Annotated in this window: 16 protein-coding genes and 1 other RNA gene; 8 read left to right on the top strand and 9 right to left on the bottom strand. The window is 69.3% G+C overall.

The annotated features are described in order from the left end of the window. Window positions 1–364 precede the first annotated feature (364 nt). Both ACFQ9R_RS34505 and ACFQ9R_RS34500 read right to left on the bottom strand, forming a co-directional pair. Window positions 365–1231: an SURF1 family protein gene (locus ACFQ9R_RS34505; RefSeq protein ID WP_378997016.1), complete on the bottom strand. Its 867-nt coding sequence runs from the start codon at window positions 1229–1231 to the stop codon at window positions 365–367. Further along, window positions 1231–1734: a low molecular weight protein-tyrosine-phosphatase gene (locus tag ACFQ9R_RS34500; RefSeq protein ID WP_378997014.1), complete on the bottom strand. Its 504-nt coding sequence runs from the start codon at window positions 1732–1734 to the stop codon at window positions 1231–1233. Before ACFQ9R_RS34500 ends, ACFQ9R_RS34505 begins: the two co-directional genes overlap by 1 nt. Before the next feature lie 44 nt (window positions 1735–1778). On the opposite strand from ACFQ9R_RS34500, the gene cobC reads away from it, so the two are divergent. Both cobC and ACFQ9R_RS34490 read left to right on the top strand, forming a co-directional pair. Beyond that, window positions 1779–2936: an Rv2231c family pyridoxal phosphate-dependent protein CobC gene (cobC, locus tag ACFQ9R_RS34495; protein ID WP_378997012.1), complete on the top strand. Its 1158-nt coding sequence runs from the start codon at window positions 1779–1781 to the stop codon at window positions 2934–2936. A gap of 97 nt (window positions 2937–3033) precedes the next feature. Next, entirely contained in the window at window positions 3034–4149 is a 1116-nt protein-coding gene (locus ACFQ9R_RS34490) for a Nif3-like dinuclear metal center hexameric protein (RefSeq protein ID WP_378997010.1), read from the top strand. Window positions 4150–4155: 6 nt separating this feature from the next. On the opposite strand, the gene ACFQ9R_RS34485 is transcribed toward ACFQ9R_RS34490, so the two are convergent. Next, complete coding sequence (locus ACFQ9R_RS34485) at window positions 4156–4758, bottom strand: hypothetical protein (RefSeq protein WP_378997008.1); 603 nt, start codon at window positions 4756–4758, stop codon at window positions 4156–4158. Window positions 4759–4892: 134 nt separating this feature from the next. On the opposite strand from ACFQ9R_RS34485, the gene ACFQ9R_RS34480 reads away from it, so the two are divergent. The 3 genes from ACFQ9R_RS34480 to ACFQ9R_RS34470 all read left to right on the top strand — a co-directional run bounded on the left by ACFQ9R_RS34480 (window position 4893) and on the right by ACFQ9R_RS34470 (window position 7608). Then, the gene (locus ACFQ9R_RS34480; RefSeq protein ID WP_378639441.1) at window positions 4893–5630 is read left to right on the top strand and encodes a zinc ribbon domain-containing protein; all 738 of its coding nucleotides are present in this window, start codon (window positions 4893–4895) and stop codon (window positions 5628–5630) included. Between the two features lie 16 nt (window positions 5631–5646). Then, window positions 5647–6777, top strand: a complete 1131-nt coding sequence (locus tag ACFQ9R_RS34475) for a bifunctional RNase H/acid phosphatase (protein WP_378997006.1) — start codon at window positions 5647–5649, stop codon at window positions 6775–6777. A gap of 141 nt (window positions 6778–6918) precedes the next feature. Continuing rightward, window positions 6919–7608, top strand: a complete 690-nt coding sequence (locus ACFQ9R_RS34470) for a S1 family peptidase (protein ID WP_378639444.1) — start codon at window positions 6919–6921, stop codon at window positions 7606–7608. 286 nt (window positions 7609–7894) lie between these two features. On the opposite strand, the gene ACFQ9R_RS34465 is transcribed toward ACFQ9R_RS34470, so the two are convergent. Both ACFQ9R_RS34465 and ACFQ9R_RS34460 read right to left on the bottom strand, forming a co-directional pair. Further along, window positions 7895–8437, bottom strand: a complete 543-nt coding sequence (locus ACFQ9R_RS34465; protein ID WP_378997004.1) for an NUDIX domain-containing protein — start codon at window positions 8435–8437, stop codon at window positions 7895–7897. Between the two features lie 40 nt (window positions 8438–8477). Then, on the bottom strand, window positions 8478–9365 hold the full coding sequence (locus ACFQ9R_RS34460) for an alpha/beta hydrolase (protein ID WP_378997002.1): 888 nt from the start codon (window positions 9363–9365) through the stop codon (window positions 8478–8480). Between the two features lie 36 nt (window positions 9366–9401). Between ACFQ9R_RS34460 and rnpB the strand changes: the two genes are divergently transcribed. Further along, window positions 9402–9809, top strand: an RNA gene (rnpB, locus tag ACFQ9R_RS34455) — RNase P RNA component class A. 64 nt (window positions 9810–9873) lie between these two features. Here the strand turns inward: rnpB and ACFQ9R_RS34450 are convergent. Then, window positions 9874–10245, bottom strand: coding sequence for a hypothetical protein (locus ACFQ9R_RS34450; protein ID WP_378996999.1), 372 nt, complete (start codon window positions 10243–10245; stop codon window positions 9874–9876). A gap of 414 nt (window positions 10246–10659) precedes the next feature. On the opposite strand from ACFQ9R_RS34450, the gene ACFQ9R_RS34445 reads away from it, so the two are divergent. Both ACFQ9R_RS34445 and ACFQ9R_RS34440 read left to right on the top strand, forming a co-directional pair. Beyond that, complete coding sequence (locus ACFQ9R_RS34445; protein WP_378996997.1) at window positions 10660–10992, top strand: hypothetical protein; 333 nt, start codon at window positions 10660–10662, stop codon at window positions 10990–10992. Between the two features lie 20 nt (window positions 10993–11012). Next, window positions 11013–12443: an RNB domain-containing ribonuclease gene (locus ACFQ9R_RS34440; protein WP_378996993.1), complete on the top strand. Its 1431-nt coding sequence runs from the start codon at window positions 11013–11015 to the stop codon at window positions 12441–12443. 9 nt (window positions 12444–12452) lie between these two features. On the opposite strand, the gene ACFQ9R_RS34435 is transcribed toward ACFQ9R_RS34440, so the two are convergent. The 3 genes from ACFQ9R_RS34435 to ACFQ9R_RS34425 are packed head-to-tail and all read right to left on the bottom strand — an operon-like array spanning window position 12453 to window position 14705. Then, window positions 12453–13310 carry a CHAD domain-containing protein gene (locus ACFQ9R_RS34435; protein ID WP_378996991.1) on the bottom strand — a complete coding sequence of 286 codons (858 nt, stop codon included), beginning with the start codon at window positions 13308–13310 and terminating at the stop codon, window positions 12453–12455. Between the two features lie 4 nt (window positions 13311–13314). Then, entirely contained in the window at window positions 13315–14277 is a 963-nt protein-coding gene (gene pip, locus ACFQ9R_RS34430) for a prolyl aminopeptidase (RefSeq protein ID WP_378996989.1), read from the bottom strand. After that, window positions 14277–14705: a hypothetical protein gene (locus ACFQ9R_RS34425; protein WP_378996987.1), complete on the bottom strand. Its 429-nt coding sequence runs from the start codon at window positions 14703–14705 to the stop codon at window positions 14277–14279. The genes pip and ACFQ9R_RS34425 overlap by 1 nt, the downstream gene beginning before the upstream one ends. Window positions 14706–14884 lie beyond the last annotated feature (179 nt).

Below are 14884 nucleotides of genomic sequence, written 5' to 3'. Positions count from 1 at the left end.
CTCCTTCGTCGCATCTCCGCGGCGCCTGACCGGCGGCCCGGCCGCGGACCGGCCACTTCGTGGCCGCCGCTCCCTAGGGGTCGCGGGTGGTGGGTGGGAGTGCGGTCATGGCGGATTTGGGGTGCGCGGTGTGGCTGGGGGTGGGGCGTGATGGCGGATTTGGGGTGCGCGGTGTGGCTGTGGGGGTGGCGGTCATGGTTGGCCTGGGGTGCGCGGTGTGGCTGTGCGGGGGGGCGGTCATGGTGGATCTGAGGTGCACGGTGTGGCTGGGGGTGCGTGGAGCTGCGGTCTTCGCGGTGTGCGCAGACGAGAGGCAGTTGAGTTCGCGGACGATGTGCTGGATTCGCGGGGTGGCGAACAGCTGTCAGCGGTTGCGGCCGTAGCGGTCCGCTAGGCGGGCTTCTGTGGTGGGTTGGGCGGGGGCGGGGGTGTCTGCGGTGGGCGTGGGGTTCGTCGGGGTAGACGGTTGGGCGCGGTCTCGGCGGCGGGCTTTGAGCTCGGCTACGACGAAATAGCCGAGGCCGAGGGGGGCCATCAGGCCGAAGGCGAGCCATTGGAGGCCGTAGGAGAGGTAGGGGCCCGCGTCCAGTTGGGGCAGGGGGGTCGGGGTGAAGGCGCCTGGCTGGTCGGCGGCCAGCTGGAGGTAGCCGCCCTTGTCGGTGCCGGTCGGAACGGGGGTGAGGGGGGTGCCGAGGACGGCGGATTCCTGGGTGGTGTCGACCGTGTACACCTGGCGGAAGCCGTCCTGGGTGCTGGGCGTTTTGTCGGGAACCACGCCCTCGGAGGCTCGGACTCGGGCTTCGATGCGTTGCGGGCCCGCGGGCGGGTCGGCGATCGCGGGTGGGCGGGTGCCGTCGACGGAGGCGACCAGGCCGCGGTCGACCAGGAGGGTGCGGCCGTCGTCGAGGCGGAAGGCGGCGAGGACGGCGTAGCCGGGGGCGCCGTCGAGGTGGCGAAGGCGGACCAGGACGGTCGACTCGGGGACGAAGGCGCCGGTCGCGGTGACCTTGCGCCACTCGGTGTGGGTGCCGGAGTCGCCGTCGAGGACATCGGTGACGGCCACGGGGTCGGCCTGCACAGAGTCGGCGATCAGCTGATTGCGGTGTTCGGTGCTGTTGTTCTTGCCGAGCTGCCACGGCGCCAGCACGGTGAAGCACAGGTAGGCGAACGCGGCGACGATCACCGCGAGGATCAGCCAGCTGGGACGCAGCAGAAAGGTGAGTTTGCGCATCAGAGCTGCACGTCGGCGGGGTTGCGCGCGTCGAGCTCGGCGTGGACCCAGTCGAGCAGGCCGGGGATGGCGGCCTCGATCTGGTCGCGGACGAGGTCGAAATCGGACTGGTCGCCGTAGTACGGGTCCGGCACATCGCGGCCGTCGGCCGCGGGGTCGAAGCTGCGCAGCAGCCTGCGCTGCTCGGTGGGGACGCCGCGGTGCGCGAGTTCGCGATCGTGGCCGGTGTCCAAGGCGATGATCAGGTCGGCGTCACAGTGCTCGGGACCGAAGGTCGCCGCGGTGTGCTCGGTCGGGTAGCCGGCGCGGCGCAGGGTCGCCTCGGTACGCGGGTCGGCCGCGTCGCCGACATGCCACGAACCGGTGCCCGCGCTGCTCACCCGCACGCGGTTCGCGAGACCCGCTCGGTAGAGGTGCGCCTCGAACATCTTCGCGGCCATCGGTGACCGGCAGATATTGCCTGTGCAAATGAACGAGACATGTAGTGGACCCACGAGAGCCATTCTCGCCCGTGGCGCCGAATCGCCGCCACGTAGGGTGTGCAGTTGTGCTCGAGGACTCCGTCGACCCCGCGATGTTGCGCCACCACGGCGACGTGGAGGCGCGCCCGGGCATGCTCGATTTCGCCGTGAACGTCCAGGGCGTCGCCCCACCCGACTGGCTGCGCGATCGCCTGGCCGCCCGCCTCGCCGACCTCGGCCGCTACCCGAGCGCCGACGACGAGCACGCCGCCCGCGTCGCCGTCGCCGCCCGCCACGGTCGCTCCCCCGACGAGGTGCTGTTGCTGGCAGGCGCCGCCGAGGGCTTCGCGATGCTGCCGCGCCTGGCCCCGCGCCTCGCCGCCGTCATCCACCCGTCTTTCACCGAGCCGGAACTGGCACTGCGCGAGGCGGACATCCCGGTCACCAGGGTGATCCTGCAACGCCCGTACACCCTCGACCCCACCCTGGTCCCCGAACACGCAGACCTCGTTGTCCTGGGTAACCCCACCAACCCCACCTCGGTCCTGCATTCCGCGCAGACGATTCAGGCGCTGCGCCGCCCAGGTCGGACCATCGTGGTCGACGAAGCCTTCACCGACGCGGTCGTCGGTCGGCGCGCGCCCTCCGGCATCGCGGACGAGCGCACCTCCTGCTCGTCGTCCTTCGGCGGGGCCTGCGTCGATGGCGATCCGGCGCCGGACGGCCATCTGCTCGGCGACGTCGTTTCCGGTGAGGCGGAGTCGCTGGCGGGTCTGTCGGCCCCCGATGTCATCGTGTTGCGCAGCCTCACCAAGACCTGGGCACTGGCCGGTCTGCGCTGCGGCTACGCCCTCGGCGCTCCCGAGGTCCTGGCCCGTCTGGCCCATGGCCGCCCGCACTGGCCGCTCGGTACCCTCCAACTCGAGGCGATCATCGCGACGGCCGAACCCGCCGCCGTCGCGGAGTCCCAGCGCTACGCCGCCCGCATCGCTGTCGACCGCACCGCGATGATCGACCGTCTCACCGCGCTCGGCCTCGACGTCCACACCCCGGCCACCGGACCGTTCCTCCTGCTCCGCGCCCGCGATGGCGCGCTCCTGCGTAAACGTCTCGCCGACCGCGGCGTCGCCGTTCGCCGGGCCGACACGTTCCCCGGCTTGGGGCCCGACCACCTCCGTGTCGCTGTGCGAGGTGCAGCCGAAGTCGACGGGTTGATCGATGCGCTGAACGCGGCACTGTGGTGAATCGGGCACATCGACGCGGACGCGCGCAGAGCGGAACAGCAGGCTCGGCGCGCGTGGACACCACGACGAATATTCCCACGCAACGAAGGAGGCGGCGGTGACCGACCTGGCCGAACTGATCGGGGTACTCGACGCGGCGTACCCGCCGCGACTGGCCGAATCGTGGGACTCGGTGGGGCTCGTCTGCGGTGACCCCGCGCAGGAGGTCACCAAGGTGGTCTTCGCCGTCGACGCGACCGCCGCTGTGGTCGACGAGGCAATCGGCTGGGGCGCACAGGCTTTGGTCGTCCACCATCCGCTACTGCTGCGCGGGGTCGACACCGTCGCCGCCGATACGCCCAAAGGCGCGCTGCTGCACCGGCTGATCCGATCCGGCTGTGCCCTGTTCTCCGCCCACACCAATGCCGACTCCGCCGACCCCGGCGTCTCCGACGCGCTGGCCGCGGCCGTCGGCCTCACTGTCACCGGCCCCTTGGATCCCAAACCCATCGCCGCCGTGGACAAGTGGGTCATCCAGGTGCCGCAGACCCACACAGCTTCCTTGATGTCGGCCCTGTTCACCGCGGGCGCGGGCGCGATCGGCGATTACCGCGAGGCCGCCTGGTACACCGCGGGTACCGGCCAATTCCTGCCCATCGCGGGTGCCGACCCGGCGATCGGCGCGATCGGCACAGTCGAGATCGTCACCGAGGACGCTGTCGAAGTGGTCGCGCCCCCGACCTCGCGTCTCGCCGTTCTCGCCGCCCTGCGCGCCGCCCACCCCTACGAGGAGCCCGCCTACCACGTCACCGAACGCGCACCCCTGCCGTCCTCGCTCGGCATCGGCCGCATCGGCGAACTCGCACAGCCCGAAACCCTGCGCGAGTTCACCGCACGCGTCGGCGCCGGCCTGCCACGCACCGTCTGGGGTGTGCGCGCGGCGGGCGATCCGGAACGTGTCATCGAACGGGTAGCCGTCTGCGGCGGCGCGGGCGACTCCTACCTCGACAGGGCCATCCGCGCCGGCGTCGACGCCTACCTCACCTCCGACCTGCGTCACCACCCCGTCGACGAGCACCTGCGGCGCGGCGGCCCCGCCCTCATCGACGCCGCTCATTGGGCCACCGAGTTCCCCTGGTGCGGTCAGGCCGAACAGTTCGTCAACATCGCCCTCCCCGCGGTGCGGACCCGCGTCTGCACGCTGCGCACCGACCCGTGGACGGTCAGCGGCTGATCGGTGTCACCACTGCGCCTGACCGGACCACGATCGGGCGAAGTCGGGATGTGCGCGCACGGTGACCGAGCTCGCGTCCGGTGCCAGGGTCGCTTCGAGGTAGCGGTCGGTGCGTACGAACACCGCGGGACCGAGCAGCACCGCGAGAAAGACGAGCCCGACTCCGGCCGCGCACAGGATCCACGCGAACGCGGACGGACGGGCCATCATCAGCGCCCCGCCGACGAACAACGGCACCAGGCTGCTCACGTAGTAGGCGATCAGCTTCTTGATGCGCGCATCCGCCCGCGCCGCGCATCGCCCACATTCGGGCCACCGCGCCTTGACGATCGCGAGCGGCTCGTTGCAATCGACCACGAGCGCGCCGAGGGCACTCTTGGGCCGCTCCCACAGCAGCCGCCCGACACCTTCCTGGCGGTAGGCGCCCGGCTTGCCCCAGAACCGCAGGATCTGCTCCTTCGGCTCGATCGCGTCCTGCCCGTGCCCGAGACACACCGGGGGTAACGGGGTCGCCAATGTCAGCTGAAGCTGGCGCGGTTCGGCGTGGGAGTCGAAGATGTGCGGGCGCAGCGGCAGTGCCAGGTCAATTCTCGGGTTCGATGTGGTCACACTTGCTTGGACGCGGCCGGGACGCGTTCGGTTCCCGCCTTCGGCCATCTCTTCGGGTCATGGCGTGATCACACCCCGCGGCGCGGTACGGTTGATCGATCCATCCGTCCACTGTGTTCAGGAGTTCGTGCGCGTTGAATGTCGAACCGTCGGTCCAGACCAAGCTGTTGCAGCTCGCAGGAGTCGATGCCGAGTTGACGCGCATCGCCCACCGCCGTTCCGCCCTGCCGGAACAGCAGGAAGTGACACGTCTGGCGGCCGAACGTCACGGCTACAAGGACGCGGCCGTGGCGGTGGAGATCGGCATCGACGATCTGGACCGCGACATCCGCAAGCTGGAGGGCGAAGTCGACGCCGTCCGCAAGCGTGAGGACCGCGACCGCGGCATGCTCACCTCGGGCACCGTCGCCGCCAAGCAGCTCTCCGAGATCCAGCACGAACTGGGCAGCCTGGAGCGTCGCCGCTCGGTGCTCGAGGACGAGCTGCTGACCGTGATGGAGCAGCGCGAGGCGATGCTCGCCGACCACGACCACGCCGGTGCGCGGCTGAGCAAGGCCGACCAGGACCTCGAGGACGCCGAACGTCTGCGCGACGAGGCGATGGCCGATCTCGAAGTGGCGCAGCAGCGCTGCGAGAAGGACCGCTCCGAGCTGATCGGCCTGTTCCCCGCCGACCTGATCGCCGTCTACGACAAGCAGCGCGCGGCGCACGGTGTCGGTGCGGCCCTGCTGCAGGCCCGTCGCTGCGGCGCCTGCCGGATCGAGATCGACCGTGGCGAGATGCAGCGCATCGCCCAGGCCGCGCCCGACGCGGTCCTGCGCTGCCCGGAATGCAGCGCGATCATGGTGCGCACCAAGGAATCGGGGCTGTGATCGCGGCGGTGCGCCGATGAGCCAGGTGATCGTCGAAGCCGACGGTGGCTCGCGCGGCAACCCCGGCCCGGCCGGCTACGGCGCGGTGGTGTTCGCCGCCGATCACGTGCGGGTGCTCGCCGAACGCAAGGAGTACATCGGCGTCGCCACCAACAACGTGGCCGAATACCGTGGTCTCATCGCGGGTTTGGCGGCCTCGGCCGAGCTGGGCGCCCGCGTCGTCACGGTGCGGATGGACTCCAAACTCGTCGTCGAGCAGATGTCGGGACGCTGGAAGATCAAGCACGCCTCGATGATTCCGCTCGCCGAGCAGGCACGGGCACTGGTCGCCGGATTCGATCGGGTGAGCTTCACCTGGATTCCGCGCGCCGAGAACTCGCACGCCGACCGGCTCGCGAACGAGGCGATGGACGACGGTGAACTCACCGGAACCGTGCGGGAAGCCGTCGCGGCCGGACATGCCGCCGGTGACGAAGTCGACGTGCCGAAATCTGTTGACGCGAACAAGGTTTCGCCCGGCTGGACCGGCGCCGTCGGCAAGCCCACCCGCCTGCTGCTGCTGCGCCACGGCCAGACCGCGCTGTCGGTGGAGCGCCGCTACTCCGGTCGCGGCAACCCGCCGCTGACCGACCTCGGTCGCGAGCAGGTCGACCGCGCCGCGAAAATGCTTGCCGCCAAAGGCGATATCGCCGCTGTGGTGAGCTCCCCGTTGCAGCGCGCCCGGTCCACCGCCGAAGCCGCGGCATCAGCCCTCGGCGTGCCGTTGCGCATCCTCGACGGCCTCACCGAGACCGATTTCGGCGACTGGGAGGGTCTCACCTTCGCCGAGGCCGCCGAGCGCGACCCGTTGCTGCACCGCGACTGGCTCGGCGACCCGTCGATCCCCGCACCCGGCGGCGAGAGTTTCGATCAGGTCCGCGAACGCGTCGAAGGGGTGCGCCGCGATCTGGTGGCGCTGTACCCGGGCCAGAACGTGGTGGTGGTCAGCCACGTGACCCCGATCAAAACCCTGCTGCAACTGGCGCTGGGGGTGGGGCCGTCGCTGCTGTACCGCCTGCACCTCGACCTCGCGTCGCTGTGCGTGGCCGAGTTCTATCCCGACGGCGGCGCCTCGGTGCGCCTGGTCAACGACACCTCGTACCTGTGAGCTAGCCGCTCGTCACCCGGGCACGGTACGGTCGCCCCGGCGCACGGTCGGCGTAACGACGACGCCGCATCGCCCGAAATATTCTCGGGCGCGCGGAATGCCGCGGCCACACAGGAAAGGTACTTGATGAGGTTTCTACGGATGGCGGCGTTTGCGGCGGCCATCGCGGGGGTGCTCACCGCGTCCGCGGGTGCGGGCAGTGTGACGGCCGATCCGAGCGTGGTGCTCGGCGCGGCTTCGGGCATCGTCTTCGACAACAACTCCGGTTGTTCGCTCACGGCCATCGGCCACGACGGTGCGGGTCGCCTCGTCGGCCTCACCGCCGGACACTGCGCGCCGACCGGTTCGCGCGTCGGCGCCGAGCAGGCGCTCAAGGCAGGCGTGATCGGGACCGTCGCGTACTCCGACGACGGTGATTACCTGGATTTCGCTGTGCTGCAACTGGATGCGTCGAAGGTACTGCCGGTGCGCACCATCGGCCAGACCACCGTCGCCGGTATCGGCGCCTCGCCCGGCCCCGGCGCCACGGTGTGCTCGGACGGCCGTACCAGCGGTCGCAGCTGTGGCGTGGTGTGGGGTGAGCTCGAAGGCACCTCCATCAACCAGTACTGCTCGCAGCCGGGCGATTCCGGCGGCCCCGTCGTCGTCGGCGACCGCCTCGTCGGCATGAACCAGGGCCGTCTCACCGGCCTGGGCCCGGTCGATTTCGACGTCCCGTGCACCGGTGGCGCGAACCCGATCCACTCGCCCGCGTACTTCCAGCCCATTCAGGTGATTCTGGATGTGCTCAACCGCGCAGGCGGCGTAGGCGCGGGCTTCCAGCCCATCTGATCTACTCACGAAAACAAGGGGCGCAGTACCGATCAGGTGCTGCGCCCCTTGTCGTGGTCGATCACCCGGGTGACTGTGCGTCGCCCATCGCCCGCAGCGCTGTGGCGGTGGCGTCGTCGAGGGGATCAGTGCCAGGTCGAGCTGGCTGAGCTTGCGCCGCTGCCGCCACTCGCGCATCAACGGGCCGATCTGGGCGCTCGTCGTCGTCACCCGCCCAGCGTATCGGCCCGGCTCGAGGCAAGGCCATGACCTCGGAGGTCATTGCCACGCTGATGTCGTCGTGCGATCAGCCGGGGCCGAGGCCGCGCTCGTGCATGAGCAGCAGGCCGTAGGCGGCTACCGCGTGGGCGTCGATGATCTCGCCACGCAGGATCATCGCCTCGACCTGCGAGCGGGAGAACCAGGCCGTGCGCATGTCCTGCTCCTCGTGTTCGCGGTCCGGCTCGCCGGGGGTGAGGCCGGTGGCCAGGAAGCAGTGGCCGCGCTGGTCGGTCAGTGCGGGTGCGGTGGCCAAGGCGCCGAGCGGGGTCATGTGGTCGGCGCGCAGCCCGGTTTCCTCGCGCAATTCGTTGTGCGCCAGCTCGATCGGTGTGGGAGTGGTCCCCTGCGCCGGGGTGCCCGCGGGGAACTCCCAGCACCGTATGCCCAGCGGGTAGCGGAACTGCTCGACGAGATGGAATCCCGTGCCGTCGAACGGGATCACCAGCGCCCAGTCGACCTTGTCGAGGACGCCGTAGATCCCCACCGATCCGTCGGCCCGCCGAACAGTGTCCTCCCGCAGCCGCATCCACGGGTTGGTGTAAATCGTGCGCGAGCTGATCTGTTCCATCACCCCATGGTGCCCCACGGGCCCGGAGTATCCGGGCAGTTCAGGGGCGAAGGACCGACACCAGGAAATCGGTCTGGTCGCGTACTACCTGCTCGAAGACATCGTCGAAGTACACGTCGAAGTGGCCGACCGGATACTGCTTGACCACAGCGTGTTTGGTGCGTTCGGCGGCCTTGCGGGTCGGGCCGGCGGGGGCGATCGAGTCGTTCTCGGCGATCGCGTAGAAGACCGGGATCTTCAACGACTTGGCGCGGCGACCGGGGGAGTCGAACAGTGTCGAGAACGCCACGCGGGCACCCACTTTGGGATCGTAGGTGTCGCTCTCCTCGGCCAGTCGGCCGTAGCCTTCCGGCACGTCGGTGGCGCTCATCAACGCCGCGGAGCGTTTGCGCCCGGCCAGGCGGATGCGGACGGGTTTGCGGCGGAGCGGCCCGAAGAGCAGGTCGGTGGCGGCGATGGTGGCGACCTTGGTCAGGCTGATCGGGCCCTTCGCCATCCCCGACGCCCACCCGCTGGTGAACGGCACCTGGGCCACCACCGCGGCGAGGTAATCGTCGTCGGGCGCCACCGCGAGCACATGTCCCCCGCCGAACGAGGTGCCCCACAACGCGATCCGAGTGGCGTCGAAGCCCCGGATGCTGCGCGCGTAGGCGATTGCGGCCTTCCAGTCCTGCCGCTGCCGCCCGATGTTGAGCACCTGGCGCGGCGAACCCTCACTGGCACCGAAATTCCGGTAGTCGAACGCGAGCACCCCCATTCCCGCGGCGACGAACCGCCGCGCATACCGATCCAACCCCATCTCGCGGGTGGCCCCGAGCCCGTGTCCCATGATCACCAACGGCCGCGGACGAGGCGCGCCGTCGGGCAGGTAGAGCCACGCGGCGCACTGCTGGTCACCCGAAGGGAAACTGACGTCGACACGTTCCATGAGTCAATACCGTAGCGAGTACTCTGTACCGGCGGGCGAGTCGGCCGGGCGACCGCGGTAACGGGAACGGGCACGAACAGTGCCGCTGCCCGGTGCCGAGGAAAGTCCGGACTCCACAGAGCAGGGCGGTTGTTAACGGCAACCCGGGGTGACCCGCGGGACAGTGCCACAGAAAACAAACCGCCGCACGCACGTGCGGTAAGGGTGAAACGGTGCGGTAAGAGCGCACCAGCGCCCCGGGTGACCGGGGCGGCTAGGTAAACCCCGCCCGGAGCAAGGTCGAAGGTCGCATCGGCAACGGTGCGGCTGCGCAGGTGTTCGAGGGCTGCTCGCCCGAGCCTGCGGGTGGACCGCTCGAGGCACCCGGCAACGGTGTGTCCAGATGGATGGTCGCCCCCCGATGCGAATCGGGGACAGGATCCGGCTTACAGGCCGGCTCGCCCGCCCAGGCAACGCGAAGGCGGCGGCTCCCACCGGGAGCCGCCGCCTCGCTCGGCCGCACAGCGGCTCAGCACATCAGTGTGGACATCTGGTAGACGGCCGTGGCCTCTTCGGTGGTCGCGTCGGTGGCGCCGTTCTTGGCCGCCTTCTTGATCGTGGCGATCGTGTCGGCCTCGGACTTGCCCGCCTTGATCTCGGAGCAGGAATGGTTCAGCACCGCGGCCACGGCGGCGTCGTCGCGCCCCTGCGCCAGCTTCGGGAAGGCGTTGCGGTAGCTCACCACGAACATCCCCGCCTTGCTGGCTTCGACCTGGAAGGAAGGCGCGGGCGTGGTGGACGCGGCGGGGGAACCGGCAGAGGAAGAGTCATCGCTGCAGCCGGCCAGAAGCAGGGCGAAGACGGTGGCGCTGGCCGCGATGGCGGCGGTAGTTCTACTCACGCAGCGGGATGCTAGCCGCCCAGGAAACACGCCGCTTCCCGTGTGGTTAACGGGAAGCGACATGTTCCGGATCGAAGCGGTGAGCTACCCCGGGTTGATCGCCAGCAGGTGTGCCCAATAGCTGGCCGCGTCCGGTCCGAGGATCGGCGACAGGTAATCGAAAATCAGCCACGACATACGTTCGCAAACTCCCATTTATCGACGTGAGTGCCGCACAACCCGGCAGCTGCCGAGTGCGCCGCCGCCACAGTAACAATTGCCCGGAATGTCTCGGCGATCGTGTGCCGAGACAGGGAAAATGCGCTGGAACTCGCCGGGAACGTGAGCGAGGTCATAGAGTGATCGCCGTCGGCAGGGCTCGCTGCCACTTCCGCGAGCCCAACACATTCGATCGCGGAAGCAGGTCACATTTACATGCGGGTAGTTCGTTCCATTGTCGCCGGTGCACTGATCGCCGGAGCCACTGCGGTTTTCGCAACGCTTGGTGCCGGTTCGGCGAGCGCGGTCGCGGTGACCCCGCTCAACGGTGGGGTTCAGGTCGACCTCAGCCCGGGTGATACCGCCTGGGTGCACCAGTCCCGATTCGGCCTGACCGTGGCCGGTCTGCCGCACCCGTCGGCGGCCTCGTTCGGTCAGGCGCTCGACGCGGCCGCGACCGTGTCCTCCGCCGTGCCCAACGGCCGGGTCACTTTCACGGTGTACGGCCCGCTCGATCAGCTCAACGGCACCATGCTCGCACTGCAGTAGGAAATCGCTACTCTGCGAGAATGGAACTCCATCAGCGGATCGTCTCGGCGCCGGTCGACTTCGGCGCCATCCGTTCCGAATTCGGACTGGCCTCGGACTATCCGGCCGAGGCCGTCTCCGACGCCCGCGACGCGGTGGACGCGTTCGCGGGCACTCGGGTCGATCGGACCGATATCGAGTTCGTGACCATCGACCCGCCCAGCGCGCTGGATCTGGACCAGGCGCTGCATATCGAACGCACTCCCACCGGCTTCACCCTGCACTACGCGATCGCGGATCTCGGTGCGGTGATCGTGCCGGGCAGTGCGCTGGCCGCCGAGGCCGAAGTGCGCGGGCAGACCTTCTATCTGCCCGACGGTAATGTCGCACTGCATCCGACCGTGCTGTCCGAGGGCACCGCGAGTCTGCTGCCCGGCGTCGACCGGCCTGCCGTGTTGTGGACCATAGAACTCGACAATGATGCTGTGCCACTGAGCTGTTCGGTGAAGCGCGCACTGGTGCGCTCCCGGGAGCGGTTCGACTACGCACAGGTCCAGGCTGCCGCCGACGCCGGTATTCTGCCGCCGTCGCTGACCGCGCTGCCCGAATTCGGTCGGCTGCGGATCGAGGCGGGGTTGGACCGAGGCGCGATCTCGCTGCGGTTGCCCGCGCAGGAAGTGATCCCCGACGGAGACGGCTGGCGCCTGCGGTTGGAGCCCCGGACCGAGGCCGACGACTGGAACGAACAGGTCTCGTTACTCACCGGCATGTGCGCGGCGCGAATCATGCTGGAGCACAAAGGGGTCGGCGTACTGCGAACGATGCCGCCACCGCCGGAGAGCGCGATCGATTCGATGCGGCGCACGGCGGCGGCATTGGGGGTCGAGTGGCCCGCCGAGGTCCCGGTGGGCCGCATGCTCGCGGGACTCGACGCGAACACCCCCGCCGCGCTGGTGCTGATGTCGGAAGCCACCGGGTTGTTGCGCGGCGCGAGCTACACACTGCTCGCCGAACTCGACGACCCGACCCCGCAACAACTGACGCACAGTGCGATCGGCGCACCGTACGCCCACGTGACGGCGCCACTGCGACGGCTGGCCGACCGGTTCACCACCGAGATCTGCCTGGCCTACGATGCCGGAGCCGACGTGCCGCAATGGGTGACCGACGGTGTGAAGGCCGCCGCCGAGACGATGCGCCGCACCGATGCCGTAGCCAACAAGGTCGATCGCGCCTGCGTCGACCTGACCGAGGCCACCGTCCTCCAGCCTCGGGTAGGCACCGAGTTCGCCGCCGTGGTTTTGCGTGATGCCAACGGGTCCCGGCCCGCGGAGATCTTTGTCAGTGAACCGCCGATCCTCGCGCGGTGTGCGGGACAGCCGCCGGAAGGGGAGAAGGTCGCGGTGCGGTTGGCTGTCGCTGATCCGGGAACTCGGACTATCGGCTTCGAATACGACGGGCCACGTCGATAGTGACGACTGTCAGTTCGCCGCGGAGATGAATGCGGCGGCCGCCGGGTAGTGGGCGATGGCTCGGCCCGCGGCTGCTTCCTCGGTGTCGGCGAGGAGTTCGTAGATGGTTGCCGCGGGCGTGTGGGTACCTGCCGCTACCACCAGGATCGCTTCGCGGGATTCGACGGCGTCGCGGTGGTCGCCGAGGACGGATTGCAGGCGCTTGGCCCGGGTGCCCAGGTCGGTGGCGTCGGGGCCGAGGACCGTCGCGGCGGCTTCGCAGGAATAGCGTAAACGCTTGGCGCCCTTGCGGATGTCGTGGAGCAGTTCTACGCGGTCCGCCGGAGTGGCGGTGGGCTCGGCGAAGACGAGTGTGCGCAGGCGTTTGCGGTCGCGGCGCAAGACCTTGCCGAAGACAGCGGTCGCGTTGTCGCGGGCGAGTTCGGGGGCGAGCGGGGGGTCGGTGCGCCAGGTTTTGAGGACTTTGCGCAGGCGGCGGTAGCGCTTGCCGTCCATGGCGCTCAGTACCTCCGCGTGAGCAGCGATGTAGGCCGCACGGGAGGCCCCGACCAGGGCATCGGTGACCTCGGCGGGGACTCGGTCGTAACCGGTCAGCAGATCGATGAACCGTTCGGCGCGGACTTCGGCGTCGCGGGCCACGCCGAGCAGGTCGGCGAGCCACTTCAGTTCCGCTTCGGTGCCGGCGGCTTCCTCGGCGTCGAACAGCTTGCGATAGGAACGCAGGACACTGCGGAGCCTGCGCGTGGCCACCCGCATCTGGTGGACCGAATCGTCGGCGTCGGCGCGCACATCGGGTTCGGCGTCGAAGAGCCGGTCGATGTCCTCGCGTAGCGCCGCGACGACGGCTTCTCCGGCCTCGGTCGCCATGGTGTCAGCCTCGCTTTCCGAACGTGTCGGTCGCCTCCACCAGCTGGGCGGTGATGCCGGGCTCGTGCGCGGTGTGCCCGGCGTCCTCGACGATGTGCAGCGTCGAGGACGGCCACGCGTTGTGCAGATCCCATGCGCTCACCGCGGGGCACACGATGTCGTGGCGGCCCTGCACGATCACGCCGGGGATGTCGGCGATCCGATCTATGTCTCGCAGCAACTGTCCCTCCTCGAGGAATCCACCGTGGCGAAAATAGTGGTTTTCGATCCGGGCGAACGCGAGAGCGAAGCGTGCTTCGGCGGTTTCGGCGACCCGATCCGGTTGCGGGAGCAGGGAACTCGTCGCGCCTTCCCATGTCGACCAGGCGACCGCGGCATCGAGCGCGACCTGCGGATCGGGGGAGTGCAGCAGTCGGTGATACACCTCCACGAGGTCGTCCCCGCGTTCCTCGACGGGGACCGGCGCGAGGAATCTCGCCCACTCGGCGGGGTAGACGTTGCCCGCGGCGCCGTTGTAGTACCAGTCGATTTCCTTGCGCCGTAACAAGAAGATGCCACGCAACACCAGTTCGGTCACCCGCTCGGGGTGGGCCTGCGCGTAGGCCAGGCCCAGGGTCGACCCCCACGAACCGCCGAACACCTGCCAGCGCTCGATCCCCAGATGGTCGCGCAGCAACTCCATGTCGGCGATCAGATTCGGCGTGGTGTTGGTGTCCAGGGGAGCCCCATCGGCGATGTGCGGCATGGACTTTCCGCATCCGCGCTGATCGAACAGCACGATCTTGTACACGGCCGGGTCGAAGAAGCGCCGTTGCAGGGGCCCGGTGCCGCCGCCGGGTCCGCCGTGCACGAACACCACGGGCTTGCCGTCGGGATCACCGCTGACCTCCCAGTACACCGACTGGCCGTCGCCGACATCGATCAGGCCCTGCTCGAACGGTTCGATCTCGGGGTAGAGACCGCGCATCAGAACGCCAATCCCGCGGCGAGGGAAGGCAATTCGAGAGCGGTGAGCGCCTCGGTCCGCACCTCGGGGCAGCTCTCGGTGGTCACCCGGTCGATCATCGCCTTGTCGGCGAGAACGTGCCCGTTGATGCCGCCGTTGCGGAAGCCCCAGTCGTGCACCATGGCGTTGAGCGAGATCCGCCCGAGCGTCGGGCCCTGTACCCGGAAGTTCGACAGTTCGGGCCGGATCATGTCGCACAGTTGCGCGGCGGAGGAGGGGCTGATCGTCAACGTCCCGGCCGGCGCGGTGGTCGTCGGCGCGGCCGAGGTGGTGGTGCCCGCACTGCCGGTCGAGGCCGGTGGCGTACCCCCGCAGGCGGTCAGGGTCGCGGCGGTGAGCGCGCCCGCGATCAACAGCACGGAACGGGAAATCCAACGGCGTTGCGGCATCGGTACCTCTGCTAGTCGAACAGTGTCGCCATCGAGTCTGCCAGTTTGTGATGTGGTGCGTCGGGTCCGACGGGCGGGTTGGATCTGATGTTCGGTAGTCCCCGAACGGTTTGACGCTGTGTTTGTTGGCGCGCTGGCGCGCGCGTGTCCGCGGCCCTGAGGGGCCGCCGGTCAGGCAC

The organism is Nocardia sp. NPDC056541, assembly GCF_042794235.1.
GTDB lineage: Bacteria > Actinomycetota > Actinomycetes > Mycobacteriales > Mycobacteriaceae > Nocardia.
Note: the sequence above shows the minus strand (reverse complement) of the source record. Positions and strands in the feature narration are given on the sequence as shown.